14 protein-coding genes and 5 tRNA genes are annotated in these 15,298 nt (G+C 41.1%); all 19 read left to right on the plus strand.

The genetic code is table 11. From position 1 onward, the window contains the following. Nucleotides 1–145 precede the first annotated feature (145 nt). The 19 genes from GX437_04995 to GX437_05085 all read left to right on the plus strand — a co-directional run bounded on the left by GX437_04995 (nucleotide 146) and on the right by GX437_05085 (nucleotide 15,292). Nucleotides 146–340: a 30S ribosomal protein S21 gene (locus GX437_04995; protein NLJ07010.1), complete on the plus strand. Its 195-nt coding sequence runs from the start codon at nucleotides 146–148 to the stop codon at nucleotides 338–340. A 13-nt stretch (nucleotides 341–353) separates the two neighbouring features. After that, on the plus strand, nucleotides 354–1,232 hold the full coding sequence (locus GX437_05000) for a tyrosine recombinase (protein NLJ07011.1): 879 nt from the start codon (nucleotides 354–356) through the stop codon (nucleotides 1,230–1,232). An 11-nt stretch (nucleotides 1,233–1,243) separates the two neighbouring features. Next, nucleotides 1,244–1,528, plus strand: a complete 285-nt coding sequence (raiA, locus tag GX437_05005; GenBank protein NLJ07012.1) for a ribosome-associated translation inhibitor RaiA — start codon at nucleotides 1,244–1,246, stop codon at nucleotides 1,526–1,528. Between the two features lie 112 nt (nucleotides 1,529–1,640). Beyond that, nucleotides 1,641–1,713, plus strand: a tRNA-Thr gene (locus tag GX437_05010). A gap of 10 nt (nucleotides 1,714–1,723) precedes the next feature. Next, nucleotides 1,724–1,806, plus strand: a tRNA-Tyr gene (locus tag GX437_05015). A 90-nt stretch (nucleotides 1,807–1,896) separates the two neighbouring features. After that, nucleotides 1,897–1,969, plus strand: a tRNA-Gly gene (locus tag GX437_05020). Between the two features lie 34 nt (nucleotides 1,970–2,003). After that, nucleotides 2,004–2,076 (plus strand) — tRNA-Thr (locus tag GX437_05025). A 40-nt stretch (nucleotides 2,077–2,116) separates the two neighbouring features. After that, nucleotides 2,117–3,304 (plus strand): elongation factor Tu, encoded by a 1,188-nt coding sequence (tuf, locus tag GX437_05030; GenBank protein ID NLJ07013.1) that lies wholly within the window; start codon nucleotides 2,117–2,119, stop codon nucleotides 3,302–3,304. A gap of 19 nt (nucleotides 3,305–3,323) precedes the next feature. Beyond that, a tRNA-Trp gene (locus tag GX437_05035) sits at nucleotides 3,324–3,396 on the plus strand. Nucleotides 3,397–3,414: 18 nt separating this feature from the next. Next, entirely contained in the window at nucleotides 3,415–3,609 is a 195-nt protein-coding gene (secE, locus tag GX437_05040) for a preprotein translocase subunit SecE (protein NLJ07014.1), read from the plus strand. A 7-nt stretch (nucleotides 3,610–3,616) separates the two neighbouring features. After that, complete coding sequence (nusG, locus tag GX437_05045; protein NLJ07015.1) at nucleotides 3,617–4,159, plus strand: transcription termination/antitermination factor NusG; 543 nt, start codon at nucleotides 3,617–3,619, stop codon at nucleotides 4,157–4,159. 5 nt (nucleotides 4,160–4,164) lie between these two features. Beyond that, nucleotides 4,165–4,608 carry a 50S ribosomal protein L11 gene (gene rplK / locus GX437_05050; GenBank protein ID NLJ07016.1) on the plus strand — a complete coding sequence of 148 codons (444 nt, stop codon included), beginning with the start codon at nucleotides 4,165–4,167 and terminating at the stop codon, nucleotides 4,606–4,608. Between the two features lie 12 nt (nucleotides 4,609–4,620). Continuing rightward, complete coding sequence (locus GX437_05055; GenBank protein NLJ07017.1) at nucleotides 4,621–5,319, plus strand: 50S ribosomal protein L1; 699 nt, start codon at nucleotides 4,621–4,623, stop codon at nucleotides 5,317–5,319. A 10-nt stretch (nucleotides 5,320–5,329) separates the two neighbouring features. Then, on the plus strand, nucleotides 5,330–5,845 hold the full coding sequence (locus GX437_05060) for a 50S ribosomal protein L10 (GenBank protein ID NLJ07018.1): 516 nt from the start codon (nucleotides 5,330–5,332) through the stop codon (nucleotides 5,843–5,845). A gap of 41 nt (nucleotides 5,846–5,886) precedes the next feature. Then, the gene (rplL, locus tag GX437_05065) at nucleotides 5,887–6,270 is read left to right on the plus strand and encodes a 50S ribosomal protein L7/L12 (protein NLJ07019.1); all 384 of its coding nucleotides are present in this window, start codon (nucleotides 5,887–5,889) and stop codon (nucleotides 6,268–6,270) included. A 123-nt stretch (nucleotides 6,271–6,393) separates the two neighbouring features. Then, nucleotides 6,394–10,200, plus strand: a complete 3,807-nt coding sequence (rpoB, locus tag GX437_05070; protein ID NLJ07020.1) for a DNA-directed RNA polymerase subunit beta — start codon at nucleotides 6,394–6,396, stop codon at nucleotides 10,198–10,200. A gap of 21 nt (nucleotides 10,201–10,221) precedes the next feature. Next, nucleotides 10,222–14,499: a DNA-directed RNA polymerase subunit beta' gene (gene rpoC, locus GX437_05075; protein NLJ07021.1), complete on the plus strand. Its 4,278-nt coding sequence runs from the start codon at nucleotides 10,222–10,224 to the stop codon at nucleotides 14,497–14,499. Nucleotides 14,500–14,508: 9 nt separating this feature from the next. Beyond that, nucleotides 14,509–14,826 (plus strand): DUF3467 domain-containing protein, encoded by a 318-nt coding sequence (locus GX437_05080; protein ID NLJ07022.1) that lies wholly within the window; start codon nucleotides 14,509–14,511, stop codon nucleotides 14,824–14,826. A gap of 85 nt (nucleotides 14,827–14,911) precedes the next feature. Next, on the plus strand, nucleotides 14,912–15,292 hold the full coding sequence (locus tag GX437_05085; GenBank protein ID NLJ07023.1) for a 30S ribosomal protein S12: 381 nt from the start codon (nucleotides 14,912–14,914) through the stop codon (nucleotides 15,290–15,292). The last annotated feature ends 6 nt before the right edge of the window (nucleotides 15,293–15,298 follow it).

Here is a 15,298-nt window from a genome sequence, read left to right on the forward strand (position 1 = left end):
AAAAAAACTCACCACGTAGCACACACAGCAATGTGGAGAAGAGAGTAAAAAACCTTATCGGGAAAAATAAAATTAATTTTGTTGATAATTTGAAAGTATATACTTTTGCAGTCCGTAAAAAAATCAAATAACACGTAAAAAAGAGATGATAACAGTACAGGTTAGTGACAATGAATCAATTGATAAGGCATTAAAACGTTTTAAAAAGAAACTTGAAAAAAGTGGGGTTTTAAAGGAATACAGAAACCGCAGGTTTTTTACAAAAAAGTCAATTGAAAGAAGAAACGAAATCGGCAGAGCTGCATTCCGTCAGCGTCTTGCCAGCATGGAAAACAAATAGTTAGTACCGGGTTATGATCCGGGAATTTCTACATTGGTTAAAGTATGAAAAACGCTTTTCTGAACATACAGTAAATTCATATAAGTCTGATTTAGAGCAATTTGAGGATTTTTTAAAAAACATTGACAAAGACCTGAAATTGGAAACTGCAACTACTCCGGCTATTAAATCATGGATTGTTAACTTAATGGAGAACGGCTATCATCCATCCTCAGCAGGCAGAAAACTGGTGGCTCTTAACACTTATTTCAAGTATCTCATACGGGAAAATATACGTGAAGACAATCCGGCCAGCGGAGTAAGAACTCCTAAAAAACCCACCAGGCTTGTCAAGTATCTGGAAGAAAATGAAATTTTAAAAGTCCTTGAAAGCTGTACGTATGAAGAAAGTTTTGAAGGTTTACGCGACAATTTAATACTTGAATTACTGTATGGGACAGGCATTCGCCTTTCGGAGCTTATCAATCTGAAAATGAATGATTTTGATAAGTCCAGCGGGACGATTAAGGTGTTGGGGAAAAGGAACAAGGAAAGGATCATTCCGGTCAATTCCACTTTGAGGAAAAAGATGGAGGAATATTTTCTGCTCAGAAAATCAGAGATTTCGACAGATCAGCCGTTTTTGTTATTGACAGCCAAAGGGAAAAAACTATATCCCATGATGGTTTACCGGACGGTAAAAAAATATGTTGAGCAGATAGTGGAACGAACGACAATCAGTCCGCATGTATTAAGGCACAGCTTTGCAACTCATCTGTTGAACAGAGGTGCCGATATCAATGCAATAAAGGAACTTTTAGGTCATGCCAACCTTGCTGCAACGCAGATTTACACGCATCAAAGCATAGAAAAATTAAAAAAAGTACATAAACAAAGTCATCCAAGAGGTTAAATTTTGAAGTTATGAAAATAGATATTCATGCTAAAAATGTCGAGTTGAATGATTCACTCAGGCAATTAATTAATAATAAGGTAAGTAAGCTCAATACCTTCCATAACCAAATTATCAATACGGATGTATATCTGAGAAATGAAGGAGAGAGTCTGCATTCCAACGAAATTCAGATAAAACTGAGCGTCAGGAATCAGACACTGGTGGCCAAGGAAACCAATGAAAGTTTTGAAAAAGCGCTGGATTTGGCGGTTGACAGCATGAAAAGGCAATTGAAAAAAATCAAGGAAAAATAATTAAAAATTAATTTTCAGTATTCAGAAAAAATATTTCTATCTTTGCACTCCGTTTTTTTTATCGAATAGAGAGCATTCGATTTTGTTCTTTAGCATTTTGAGGAAAAAAGATGCCGATGTAGCTCAGTTGGTAGAGCAGCTGATTTGTAATCAGCGGGTCGGGGGTTCAAGTCCCTTCATCGGCTCAAAAAAGTAGGGGAGGTTCCAGAGCGGTCAAATGGGGCAGACTGTAAATCTGTTGGCGCACGCCTTCGGTGGTTCGAATCCGCCCCTCCCCACTTAAAGACATTGATTTCAAAATCAGAGTTTTGGAAAAGGTAAAAAGTTATTGCCACCAATCCGGAACGAAAAGCTTTGGGATCAAAAATGCGGGAGTAGCTCAGTTGGCAGAGCGACAGCCTTCCAAGCTGTAGGTCGCGGGTTCGAACCTCGTCTCCCGCTCAAAATCAGGCATTTAAGCCGATGCTTAGTGCTTGCCGATGTAGCTCAGCTGGTAGAGCACGTCCTTGGTAAGGACGGGGTCACGGGTTCAAGTCCCGTCATTGGCTCGAATTTATTAATTTTGAACACAAATACAGGAATTTAATTATGGCAAAAGAAAAATTTGAACGTGGTAAACCTCACGTAAACATTGGAACAATTGGTCATATTGACCATGGTAAGACTACCTTGACTGCTGCTATCACCCTGATCCTTTCAAAATCAGGTTTGGCTGAGTTCAGGTCTTTTGATTCAATTGACAATGCTCCTGAAGAAAAGGAAAGAGGTATTACAATCAACACAGCTCATGTGGAGTACCAGACTGCAAACAGGCATTATGCACACGTTGACTGTCCCGGACATGCCGACTATATCAAAAATATGGTTACCGGTGCTGCTCAGATGGACGGTGCTATTCTGGTCGTTGCTGCAACTGACGGACCTATGCCTCAGACAAGGGAACATATCCTTTTGGCTTATCAGGTTGGCGTTCCAAGAATGGTTGTTTTCATGAACAAGGTTGATATGGTTGACGATCCTGAACTCCTCGATCTGGTAGAAATGGAAGTCAGAGACCTTTTGACTTTCTACGGCTATGACGGAGACAATGCTCCCGTAATCCGTGGTTCTGCCTTAGGTGCACTCAATGGAGAAGAAAAATGGGTGAATACCGTTATGGAACTGATGGAAGCTGTTGATGAATACATTCCGTTACCAGTGCGTGCTATCGACAAACCATTCCTGATGCCTATCGAAGACGTGTTTTCAATCACCGGTCGTGGTACAGTTGCCACAGGTAGAATTGAAAGAGGTGTGATTAAAGTCGGAGAAAAGGTACAGATTGTTGGTTTCATGGAAAAACCACTTGAAACAACCGTAACCGGAGTCGAAATGTTCCGTAAGCTTCTGGATCAGGGAGAAGCTGGCGACAATGCAGGTCTGCTGCTTCGCGGTATTGATAAAAACGAAATCAGAAGAGGAATGGTTATCGCAGCTCCTAACTCTATCACCCCTCATACCAAATTCAAAGGTCAGGTTTACGTTTTGAAAAAGGAAGAAGGTGGACGTCATACCCCATTCTTTACCAATTACCGTCCTCAGTTCTATCTCCGTACAACTGACGTAACAGGAATCTGTAACTTACCCGAAGGTGTTGAAATGGTGATGCCTGGCGATAATGTAACCATTACCGTTGAGCTGATTACCCCTGTTGCTATAGAAAAAGGTTTGCGTTTTGCAATCCGTGAAGGTGGAAGAACCATCGGAGCAGGTCAGGTTACCGAAATTATTGAATAAGATATTTTTAAATAGGAACACGGGTGTAGCTCAATTGGCAGAGCAGCGGTCTCCAAAACCGCAGGCTGGGAGTTCGACTCTCTCCACCCGTGCCTAAATTACTGATGAGCATGAAGAAAATTAAGGAATTGCTGAAAGTTACCTGGGATGAGCTGATTCATAAGGTAACATGGCCGACATGGGATGAGCTTCAATCGAGCGCTGTCATCACACTGGTTGCTTCACTCATCATTGCGGTACTGGTCTTCATTATGGATGCTGTATTTGAAAATGTGTTTAAATTATTTTATCAGATATTTTCATAGTTAATCAATGCAGGCTCCTGATTTTAAATGGTATGTTGTCCGTGTCATCAGTGGCAGGGAAGAAAAAATCAAAGAGCATATTCTTTTTGAGATTGAAAAAGCCAATCTGAAAGATTATGTTCGCCAGGCCATTGTTCCCGTTGAAAAAGTCATCCAGCTCCGCAATGGCAAAAAAATCACCAAGGATAAAAACTTTTATCCCGGCTATGTCATTATCGAGGCTTCCCTGACACCTGAGGTAAAGTTTACCATTAAAAACACAACAGGGGTATTTGATTTTTTAGGAACCAAAGATACCCCCATACCTTTACGTCAGGCAGAAATTAACCGGATACTTGGAAAAATAGAGCAGGCATCTGAAGTCGGTGAGCAGCTTGAAGTACCATTCCTGATCGGAGAGCCTGTGAAAATTACAGATGGCCCGTTTAACGGATTTAACGGTGTCATCGAAGAAATTAATGAAGAGAAGAAGAAACTTAAAGTCATTGTAAAGATATTCGGAAGGAGAACTCCTGTAGAACTGAATTACATGCAGGTAGAAAAAAGTTAATTGTTATGGCTAAAGAAATTGCAACATTTATTAAACTTCAGATAAAAGGTGGAGCTGCAAATCCATCACCGCCAATAGGCCCCGCTTTGGGTTCCAAAGGTGTGAACATCATGGAGTTTTGTAAACAGTTTAATGCAAGAACGCAGAATATGGCAGGCAAAACAGTGCCTGTTGTGATAACTGTTTACACCGACAAATCCTTTTCATTTGAAATAAAGACATCTCCGGCTGCTGTGCAGTTACTGGAAGCTGCCAAAATTCAGAAAGGTTCTGCTGAACCCAACAGAAATAAGTCAGGATCAGTAACATGGGCACAAATTGAAGAAATTGCCAAAGATAAAATGCCCGACCTGAATACGACCAAACTCGAATCAGCGATGAAAATGATAGCCGGTACGGCTCGTAGTATGGGTATTACAGTTACCGGAGTAGCTCCTTGGGAAAATTAAAAAAATTGAGAAGTGACAACTTTAACAAAAAATAGAAAAGCCGCCCTGTCGAAGATTGAAAAGGGTAAGTTGTATGAGCTGAAAGAAGCTGTCAGGCTGGTAAAAGATATTACTTATACCAAGTTCAACGCCTCTGTGGATATTGATGTCCGTTTGGGTGTCGATCCCAAAAAAGCCAATCAGATGGTCAGAGGGGTTTCCACCTTGCCTCATGGCACAGGAAAAGAACTTAAAGTGCTGGTATTGTGTAATCCGGATGTGGAAGAAGCAGCCAGGGAAGCCGGTGCCGATTATGTCGGACTCGATACCTATCTTGATAAAATTAAGGATGGCTGGACAGACGTTGATATCATTATCACCAGCCCCGACATTATGCCAAAACTTGGACGTTTTGGTAAAATTCTGGGGCCGAGAGGATTAATGCCCAATCCAAAATCAGGTACGGTTACCAATGATATTCCAAAGGCAGTCAGGGAAGTAAAAAGTGGTAAAATTGACTTCAAAGTTGATAAATACGGAATTATCCATACAACAGTAGGCCGTGTATCATTTACTCCCGAACAGCTTTTTGAAAACGTAACTGAGTTGGTGCAAACCATACAAAAATTACGTCCGGCTGCCGCCAAGGGAGCTTATTTCAAAGGAATTACTTTATCGAGCACCATGAGTCCGGGAATTGAAATTGATATTAAATCCATTCCAGGTATTTAAAGTTTAGATTATGAATAAGGAAAAGAAATACGAAATAGTCAACGAGCTTGCCGACATCATCAGCAAAAAGAATAATTTTATTATTGCCGATGTATCCGGGCTTAGTGTGAAAGACACCGTTGAATTAAGAAAGCTTTGCCATAAAAATGGAATCAGCCTGATAGTATCCAAAAATACGCTGATTGTCAAAGCACTTGAAAAACTTAACCTGAATAATGAAGAGCTGGTGAAGAGTCTGAAAGGTCCATCATCACTGATGTTTTGTGATAATCCGACAGCTCCTGCAAAAGTCATTAAGGAATTCAGGAAAAAAGCAACAAAACCCGACATTAAAGCCGCATATATCGAAGAATCGGTCTATGTAGGCGATAATCTTGTCGATTCGCTGATGAACATCAAATCGAAAAATGAACTTCTTGGCGAATTAGTCGGCTTGCTGAATTCACCGATCAGAAATCTGGTCTCGGCCCTGAACAGCAAGGGACAGGAAATTATGGGTGTTTTGGAAACATTATCAAAAAAGTAACTTATTAAAAAATTTATAAATCACTACTAAAATTTTAAAAAATGGCAGATATTAGAGCGATTGCTGAAGAGTTAGTGAATCTCACTGTTAAGGAAGTCAATGAACTTACCGCTTTATTGAAAAATGAATATGGAATTGAACCAGCAGCAGCAGCAGTAGCTGTGGCAGCCCCCGTTGCCGGAGCCACCGCAGAAGCTGAAGTTGTGGAAGAAAAAACATCATTTGATGTTATTCTGAAGAGTGCCGGAGGTGCTAAACTTCAGGTTGTTAAAGTTGTGAAAGATATCACCGGATTAGGTCTGAAAGAAGCAAAAGACCTCGTTGATGCTGCTCCCAAAGAAGTCAAAACAGGTATTTCAAAAGAAGAGGCTGAAAGTTTTAAAGCAAGATTAGAAGAAGTTGGTGCAGAGGTTGAACTAAAATAATTCTATCACTTCTGTGTCAATTTACATATCATCCTCGAGGTTATACCTTTTACCAATGCTTTTTGGTAAAAGGTATAATTTATCTTATAGTTTTTGAAAAGTCAATTTCTTATTTAACATAGTATGAATACAAGAAGGATTAATTTCGGGACTATTGAAAGCCCAATGGATTATCCTGATTTTCTCGATATTCAGCTGAAATCATTCCGGGAATTTTTTCAGATTGAATCCTTATCGGAAGAAAAACGAAACGAAACCCTTTACAAGGTGTTTCAGGAAAATTTCCCCATTACTGATTCAAGGGGCGTCTTTGTCCTTGAATTTCTTGATTATTTTATCGACCCTCCCAAGTTTACGGTTGAAGAATGTATCGACAGGGGGTTGACCTACAGCGTTGCATTAAAGGCAAGACTTAAGCTCTCCTGCACCGATGAAGAACATGAGGAATTTGAAACTACCGTTCAGGATGTTTTTCTCGGAACTGTCCCATACATGACCGACAGGGGTTCTTTTATCATTAATGGAGCAGAACGTGTCATCGTTTCACAGTTGCACCGTTCCCCTGGTGTTTTCTTCAGTCAAAGTTACCATACGAGTGGCGTCAGGCTCTATTCGGCACGTGTTATTCCTTTTAAAGGTTCATGGATGGAATTTGCTACTGATGTCAGCAACATCATGTATGCTTATATAGACAGAAAAAAGAAATTCCCAGTAACCACCCTCTTACGTGCTATCGGATATGAGACCGATAAAGACATTCTTGAGCTTTTCGACCTTTCCGAAGAATTTAAAGTTAAAAAAACTGAATTAAAGAAAATTGTCGGCAGACGCCTCGCTGCAAGAATTCTGAGAAAATGGGTCGAAGACTTTGTAGATGAAGATACCGGTGAAGTGGTTTCTATCGAAAGAAATGAAATCATTATCGAACGTGATACCGTTTTGACTGAAGATCATATCGACCTGATTCTGAATGCAAATGCAAAAACAGTTATTTTGCATAAAGAAGGTACCAACGCCAATGATTACGAAATTATCTACAATACCCTTCAGAAAGATCCTTCCAATTCAGCAAAAGAAGCACTGGAATATATTTACCGTCAGTTAAGAAATACAGATCCCCCCGATGAGGAAACTGCCAGAGGAATCATTGAAAAACTGTTTTTCTCTGATAAAAGGTATGACCTGGGGCAGGTTGGACGCTACAGACTAAACAGGAAATTAAATCAGAATATTGATGAATCGGTCAGGGTTCTGACTCAGGACGATATCATCAAGATTATCAAATATCTGGTTCAGTTGAGCAATTCGAAGACAGATGTGGACGACATCGACCATCTTAGCAACAGGAGGGTCAGGACGGTAGGAGAACAGCTTTACGGTCAGTTTAGTGTCGGGCTCTCAAGGATGGCACGTACCATACGTGAAAAGATGAATGTCAGGGACAATGAGGTTTTCAAACCTGTTGACCTGATCAATTCCCGCACGTTGACGTCAGTTCTAAATTCGTTTTTCGGCACCAATCAGTTGTCGCAGTTCATGGATCAGACCAATGTATTGGCAGAAATCACCCATAAGAGAAGATTGTCAGCACTTGGCCCCGGAGGTTTGAGCCGCGACAGGGCTGGTTTTGAAGTCCGTGACGTTCACTACACTCACTATGGAAGGTTATGTACCATCGAAACACCTGAAGGTCCGAACATCGGTCTTATTTCCACACTTGCTGTTTATGCAAGAATCAATGAAATGGGATTCATTGAAACCCCATACCGCAAGGTGCAGGATGGTATCGTATTGAACGGAATTGAAAACGTGCAGTATCTATCTGCTGAAGAAGAAGATGAATGTATCATTGCCCAGGCAAATGCTCCTTTAGATAAATCAACAGGTTCATTTATCAACAGGTTTGTCAAATGCCGTGAGGGAGGTGAGTTTTCAATTATTGACAACAAGCGGGTCAATTATATGGATATTTCACCTAACCAGATTGTTTCGGTGGCTGCTTCCCTGATTCCTTTCCTCGAACATGATGATGCAAACAGGGCTCTCATGGGTTCAAACATGCAACGCCAGGCCGTTCCTTTGATTCGTCCGGAAGCTCCTATCGTGGGAACCGGAATTGAAGAAAGGGTAGCCCGCGACTCAAGAATTTTCCCTGTTGCCGAATTTGACGGCACCATCGAATATGTAGATGCCAACAAGATTGTCATTCGGTATGAAAGGAATGAAGAAGAACAACTTATTGATTTCGAAGGAGATGTTGTTACTATCCCATTGACCAAATTCAGACGTACCAACCAAAATACCGCAATTTGTATCAATCCCATTGTCAGAAAAGGACAGAAAGTCAAGAAGGGTGAAATCCTTTGTGATGGATTTTCGACAGTAGAGGGTGAGCTTGCTTTGGGGAGAAACCTGATGGTTGCCTTCATGCCCTGGCAGGGATACAATTTTGAAGATGCTATCGTCATTTCGGAAAAAGCTGTAAAAGAAGACTGGTTTACTTCGCTGCATATCACCGAATATGAACTGGATGTCAGAGATACTAAACGTGGAATGGAAGAATTTACTTCCGATATTCCGAATGTCAGTGAAGATGCTACCAGAAATCTTGACGACATGGGCTTAATCCGTATTGGTGCTGAAGTCAGGGAAGGGGATATTCTGATTGGAAAAATTACCCCGAAAGGAGAAAGTGAACCTTCACCTGAAGAAAAGCTTTTGCGTGCTATTTTCGGTGACAAAGCCGGTGATGTAAAAGATGTATCGCTCCGCATGCCACCATCTTCCGTAGGTATTGTGATTGATAAAAAACTGTTTGAAAGGGTAAAAAGAGATAAAGAAGGCAAACAGAAAAGCAAGGATGATCTTGAAAAGATAGAAAGTACCTACAAGAAAAACTGCGAAATGTACAGGCAGGCACTCATTGACAAATTGCTGAAAATACTTGCCAATGAAACCAGCCGTGGTGTGGTTAATGAATATGGTGAAGTGGTCATTCCGCGAGGTAACAAGTTTAATCAGAAGGCACTGCTGAAGATTCAGGATTACAATCTGTTGAGACCTGAAAAATGGACAAACAACGAAACGGTAAATGAACTGGTTAAAAAGGTTCTTCAGAATTACAAACGTAAGTATAACGCAGAAAGCGGCTGGCTGAAACGTATGCAGTTTACCCTGACTGTTGGGGATGAGCTTCCTACCGGTGTGATAAAACTTGCCAAAGTATATGTGGCTGAGAAGAGAAAGCTGAAGGTAGGGGATAAGATGGCCGGTAGGCATGGGAATAAGGGCGTTGTTGCCAAAATAGTTCCTGAAGAAGATATGCCGTTCCTCGAAGACGGTACCCCGGTGGATATTGTTCTTAATCCTCTGGGTGTTCCTTCCCGTATGAACCTCGGACAGATTTACGAATCTATTCTTGGCTGGGCAGGGCGTGAATTAGGACTTAAGTTTGCCACCCCGATTTTTGACGGTGCCAGTGAAGAGCAGATTGAGGAATATATTCAGAAAGCGGGACTTCCTTCCTTTGGCAGGACTTACCTTTACAACGGGCTGACAGGCGAAAGATTCCACCAGATGGCTACTGTTGGGGTGATTTATATGATAAAACTGGTTCACATGGTGGACGATAAGATGCATGCCCGCTCCATCGGTCCTTATTCACTGATTACACAACAGCCTCTGGGTGGTAAATCACAGTTTGGTGGTCAGCGTTTTGGTGAAATGGAAGTCTGGGCACTCGAAGCCTTTGGGGCCTCCAATGTGCTGCGTGAAGTTCTGACCATTAAATCTGACGACATTGTCGGAAGGGCCAAAACGTATGAAGCCATCGTGAAAGGTGAACCCATTATTGAATATGGCATTCCGGAATCTATCAACGTGCTTATCAATGAGTTAAAAGCACTGGCTCTTGATGTTCAATTTGAGTAAAAATTAAAATTAAGTGATATTATGTCGCTTCGTAAAAGTAAAAAGAAAATAGACAGTAACTTCACTAAAATGAAGATAAGTCTGGCCTCTCCTGAAACCATTCTCGACTGGTCGTATGGTGAAGTTACAAAACCCGAAACCATTAATTACCGTACATTCAAGCCCGAAATGGGTGGATTGTTTTGTGAAAGAATTTTCGGCCCGACAAAGGATTATGAATGTCATTGCGGCAAATATAAGAGAATACGTTATAAAGGAATTGTTTGCGACCGTTGTGGCGTTGAAGTAACCGAAAAACGTGTCAGAAGGGAAAGGATGGGACATATTAATCTGGTTGTACCTGTAGCTCACATCTGGTATTTCAAATCATTGCCCAATAAAATCGGCTACCTGCTTGGAATTTCTTCCAAAAAGCTCGAAATGATAATTTATTATGAGCGCTATATTGTCATTCAACCGGGAATTAAAGAAAAAGATGGTGTAAATGCCCTCGATTTTCTGACAGAAGAGGAATACCTCGATATAATTGATTCCTTACCTGATGAAAATCAGTATCTTGATGAAAATGACCCCAATAAATTTGTGGCAAAAATGGGGGGTGAAGCACTGTATGACTTACTTTCACGAATCAATCTTGATGAATTATCCTATGAATTAAGACACAAGGCAAACACTGAAACATCGCAGCAAAGAAAAGCTGAAGCTTTAAAAAGGCTGAAAGTTATCGAAAGTTTTCGCGAAGCCAACCTTCATGGTGAAAACAGACCAGAATGGATGATGATCAAGGTTTTACCGGTCATGCCACCCGAACTTCGCCCGTTAGTCCCACTTGATGGAGGACGTTTTGCTTCATCCGACCTGAACGATTTGTACAGAAGGGTAGTTATCAGAAACAACAGGTTGAAGAGACTGCTCGAAATCAAAGCTCCTGAAGTGATTCTGAGAAATGAAAAAAGAATGCTTCAGGAAGCAGTGGATTCATTATTCGACAATTCCAGAAAAGCAAGTGCTGTTAAAACCGAAGGAAACCGTCCGCTGAAATCCTTGAGCGATATGCTGAAAGGAAAGCAGGGGCGTTTTCGTCAAAACTTACTTGGTAAACGTGTTGACTTTTCAGGCCGTTCAGTCATTGTGGTGGGGCCAACCCTGAAAATGCATGAATGTGGTTTACCTAAAGCCATGGCTGCCGAGCTTTTTAAACCTTTCATTATCCGCAAGCTGATTGAAAGAGGTATTGTCAAAACAGTCAAATCGGCAAAGAAAATCGTTGAAAGAAAAGACAATATCATTTGGGAAATCCTTGAAAACATACTAAAAGGACATCCTGTATTACTTAACCGTGCTCCTACACTTCACCGTCTTGGTATTCAGGCATTTCAGCCCAAACTCGTTGAAGGTAAAGCTATTCAGCTGCATCCTCTTGTTTGTACAGGTTTCAATGCCGACTTTGATGGTGACCAGATGGCTGTTCATGTTCCACTAAGTCAGGCTGCTATTCTCGAAGCACAGTTATTGATGCTTTCATCCCACAATATTTTGTCGCCTTCCAACGGCTCACCTATTGTGGTGCCTTCTCAGGATATGGTTCTTGGGCTTTATTACCTCACAAAAGGGAGAAAAAGCACACCTGAAAATCCTGTGAAAGGAGAAGGCCTGTACTTTTATTCACCCGAAGAAGCCATGATAGCATTCGACCATCAGGTGGTTGATCTTCATGCATTTGTCAATGTCAGGGTGCGTAAGGTTGACCATGATGGAAATTTCTATCATGAAATTGTTAATACAACGATTGGCCGGGTTATTCTTAACCAATATGTTCCTGAAGAAATTGGCTTTATTAACGATATTCTGACCAAAAAATCTTTAAGAGATTACATTAACGAAATCTACAGGTTAGCCGGATACGAAAAAACGGCTAAATTCCTTGATGACATCAAAGACCTTGGATTCCATTATGCTTTTATTGGCGGGCTTTCCTTTAATATTTCCAATATTCCTGTTCCTCCTGAAAAAGAAGAGCTGATAGCTCAGGCTCAGGCTGAAGTGGAAGAAATCACCGAAAGTTATCTGAATGGTTTTATTACCAACAATGAAAGATATAATCAGGTGATCGACATCTGGACAAGAATCACCAACTCTGTTACCAAGCATCTGCTGAAACATTTGTCGGAAGACCTTGATGGCTTTAATCCTATCTATATGATGCTTGATTCAGGTGCAAGGGGTTCCAAGGAACAGATTCGACAGCTTGGCGGGATGAGAGGACTGATGGCAAAACCTAAAAAACACGTTTCAGGTGGTAATACCGGTGAAATTATTGAGAACCCTATTATTTCAAACTTTAAAGAAGGTTTGTCGGTTCTTGAGTACTTTATTTCCTCACACGGTGCTCGTAAAGGTTTGGCTGACACCGCTCTTAAAACAGCAGATGCCGGTTATCTGACCAGAAGGCTTCATGATGTTGCACAAGACGTGGTGGTCAGGGAAGAAGACTGTGGAACATTGAGGGGACTTACCATTTCAGCACTGAAAGATAACGAAGAGATAGTCGAATCGCTTTATGACCGTATTCTTGGCAGGGTAGCTCTGCATGATGTTTACCATCCGCTGACGGGTGAACTTATTATTGAAGCCGGACAGGAAATTACTGAAGAGTTAGCACAGAAAATTGAAGACAGCCCTATCGAAAGCGTTGAAATCAGGTCGGTTCTGACCTGCGAATCACGTAATGGGGTTTGTGAAAAATGTTATGGACGTAATCTCGCCAACAATCAGATGGTGCAGAAAGGAGAAGCTGTGGGTGTCATTGCCGCACAATCCATCGGAGAGCCGGGTACCCAGCTGACACTCCGTACTTTCCACGTTGGTGGTGCTGCTTCCCAGATCGCTTCTGAAAGTTATATCAATGCAAAAATTGATGGTATCCTTGAATTCTCAGCAATGAGGACTGTCAGGTATGAGGAAAATGGAGAAGAAAAAGAAGTTGTGGTCAGCCGTACAGGAGAAATCAGAATTCTGGATAAAAAACTGAGAGCTGTCATTTATACCCACAACATACCTTATGGTGCTTTGCTGAATGTAAAAGACAATACAGAAATCAGAAAGGGCGACCGTATCTGTTCATGGGACCCATATAATGCCCTTATTATTTCCGAATATACCGGTACTATCAGATTCAAAAATGTTATCGAGGGTATTACCTATCGTGAAGAAGCTGATGAGCAAACCGGCCACCGTGAAAAAGTGATTACCGATACCAAGGATAAGACAAAAATACCTTCCATTTTTATTGAAGAAAATGGTGAGATTATTAAGGATTACAATGCCCCTGTTGGTGGTATCCTCAAAGTCGAAGACGGAGAAAGAATTCATGCAGGCCAGATATTGATCAAAATTCCTCGTTCTACCACAAGAACAAGGGATATTACCGGTGGTCTGCCACGTGTTACCGAACTCTTTGAAGCAAGAAATCCGTCAAATCCGGCTATCATCAGCGAAATTGACGGTATAATCAGCTTTGGTTCTGTTAAAAGAGGTAACCGTGAAATCATTGTTACTTCCAATCAGGGTGATGTTAAAAAGTACCTTGTGCCTCTGTCCAAGCATATTCTTGTTCAGGAAAACGACTTTGTGAAAGCCGGAAGTCCTTTATCTGACGGTGCCATTACCCCGGCAGATATTTTGAAAATCAAAGGACCTTATGCTGTTCAGCAATACATCCTGAACGGAATTCAGGAAGTTTACAGGCTTCAGGGTGTGAAAATCAATGACAAACACATTGAAGTCATTGTCAGGCAGATGATGCAGAAGGTTACTATTGAAAATCCTGGTGACACCAGATTCCTTGAAGGAGATGCAGTTGACAAGTTTGAAGTGATCAAAGAAAACAACTGGATTTACGATAAAAAGGTCGTTATTGACGAAGGAGATTCCCCAAGCCTTAAAAAAGGACAAATCATCAGTGCCAGAAGGTTAAGGGAAGAAAATTCAAACCTGAAACGTAAAGACAAGAGACTGGTCGAAGCCAGAGACGGTATTCCGGCCACAGTAAGTCCGTTGTTACAGGGGATTACCCGTGCAAGTCTGGGAACAAACAGCTGGTTGTCGGCTGCTTCATTCCAGGAAACCACAAAAGTATTGAACGAAGCAGCAGTAGCAGGAAAAGTTGACCTGATGTTCGGACTTAAGGAAAATGTCATTGTCGGGCATAAAATACCTGCAGGAACCGGTTTGCGTGAATTTGAAAATCTGGTGGTAGGTTCAATGGAAGAATATCAGGAATTGTTAGGAGAAGAATAATAGAAGAATATGGATGATCAAAAAAAACATGGAAATGAAATTAATGTAGAGCTTCCTGAGGAAATTGCAGATGGGATTTATTCCAATCTGGCTATCATTACACATTCACATTCAGAATTTATCATTGATTTCATTAAGATTATGCCGGGAGTGAATCGTGCGAAAGTGAAATCAAGGATAATATTGACTCCTCAGCATGCGAAAAGACTACTTCGTGCATTGCAGGACAATATCCAGAAATTCGAAAATCAGTTTGGCCAAATCCGTACTGATGACGGATATGAAGGTATTCCTTTGAATTTTGGCGGACCTACTCCTCAGGCCTGATGAAAAAAATATTTTTTTATAGTTAATTAATTTTGAAAAGAGTTTATACCTTTGCAGTCCAAAAAAATTGAAATAATTTTATTGTATGCCAACGATACAGCAATTAGTTAGAAAAGGGCGGGCGGAAGTTATTAAGAAAAGTAAGTCCCCTGCGCTCGATTCTTGTCCTCAGAAAAGAGGAGTATGTACCAGAGTATATACAACGACTCCCAAAAAGCCGAATTCTGCCATGCGAAAAGTTGCAAGAGTCAGATTATCAAATGGTAAGGAAGTTAACGTGTATATTCCGGGTGAAGGACATAACCTTCAGGAACACTCCATTGTTTTAATCAGGGGAGGTAGGGTGAAAGACTTGCCTGGTGTGAGGTATCATATTATCAGGGGAGCTCTCGATACCCTCGGTGTTGACGGTCGTAAACAGGGAAGATCAAAATATGGTGCAAAACGTCCAAAACAAAAAAAATAGCAGATC

It is taken from the genome of Sphingobacteriales bacterium, from assembly GCA_012517435.1.
Classification (GTDB): domain Bacteria; phylum Bacteroidota; class Bacteroidia; order CAILMK01; family JAAYUY01; genus JAAYUY01.

What these genes read in the sequence shown, in the direction of transcription:
- secE (NLJ07014.1), top strand. Translation starts at nt 3,415, where the DNA reads ATGAAGAAAATTAAGGAATTGCTGAAAGTTACCTGGGATGAGCTGATT.
- rpoC (NLJ07021.1), top strand. Translation starts at nt 10,222, where the DNA reads ATGTCGCTTCGTAAAAGTAAAAAGAAAATAGACAGTAACTTCACTAAA.
- rplK (NLJ07016.1), top strand. Translation starts at nt 4,165, where the DNA reads ATGGCTAAAGAAATTGCAACATTTATTAAACTTCAGATAAAAGGTGGA.
- GX437_05080 (NLJ07022.1), top strand. Translation starts at nt 14,509, where the DNA reads ATGGATGATCAAAAAAAACATGGAAATGAAATTAATGTAGAGCTTCCT.
- nusG (NLJ07015.1), top strand. Translation starts at nt 3,617, where the DNA reads ATGCAGGCTCCTGATTTTAAATGGTATGTTGTCCGTGTCATCAGTGGC.
- GX437_05085 (NLJ07023.1), top strand. Translation starts at nt 14,912, where the DNA reads ATGCCAACGATACAGCAATTAGTTAGAAAAGGGCGGGCGGAAGTTATT.
- GX437_04995 (NLJ07010.1), top strand. Translation starts at nt 146, where the DNA reads ATGATAACAGTACAGGTTAGTGACAATGAATCAATTGATAAGGCATTA.
- GX437_05060 (NLJ07018.1), top strand. Translation starts at nt 5,330, where the DNA reads ATGAATAAGGAAAAGAAATACGAAATAGTCAACGAGCTTGCCGACATC.
- rpoB (NLJ07020.1), top strand. Translation starts at nt 6,394, where the DNA reads ATGAATACAAGAAGGATTAATTTCGGGACTATTGAAAGCCCAATGGAT.
- rplL (NLJ07019.1), top strand. Translation starts at nt 5,887, where the DNA reads ATGGCAGATATTAGAGCGATTGCTGAAGAGTTAGTGAATCTCACTGTT.
- GX437_05000 (NLJ07011.1), top strand. Translation starts at nt 354, where the DNA reads ATGATCCGGGAATTTCTACATTGGTTAAAGTATGAAAAACGCTTTTCT.
- raiA (NLJ07012.1), top strand. Translation starts at nt 1,244, where the DNA reads ATGAAAATAGATATTCATGCTAAAAATGTCGAGTTGAATGATTCACTC.
- tuf (NLJ07013.1), top strand. Translation starts at nt 2,117, where the DNA reads ATGGCAAAAGAAAAATTTGAACGTGGTAAACCTCACGTAAACATTGGA.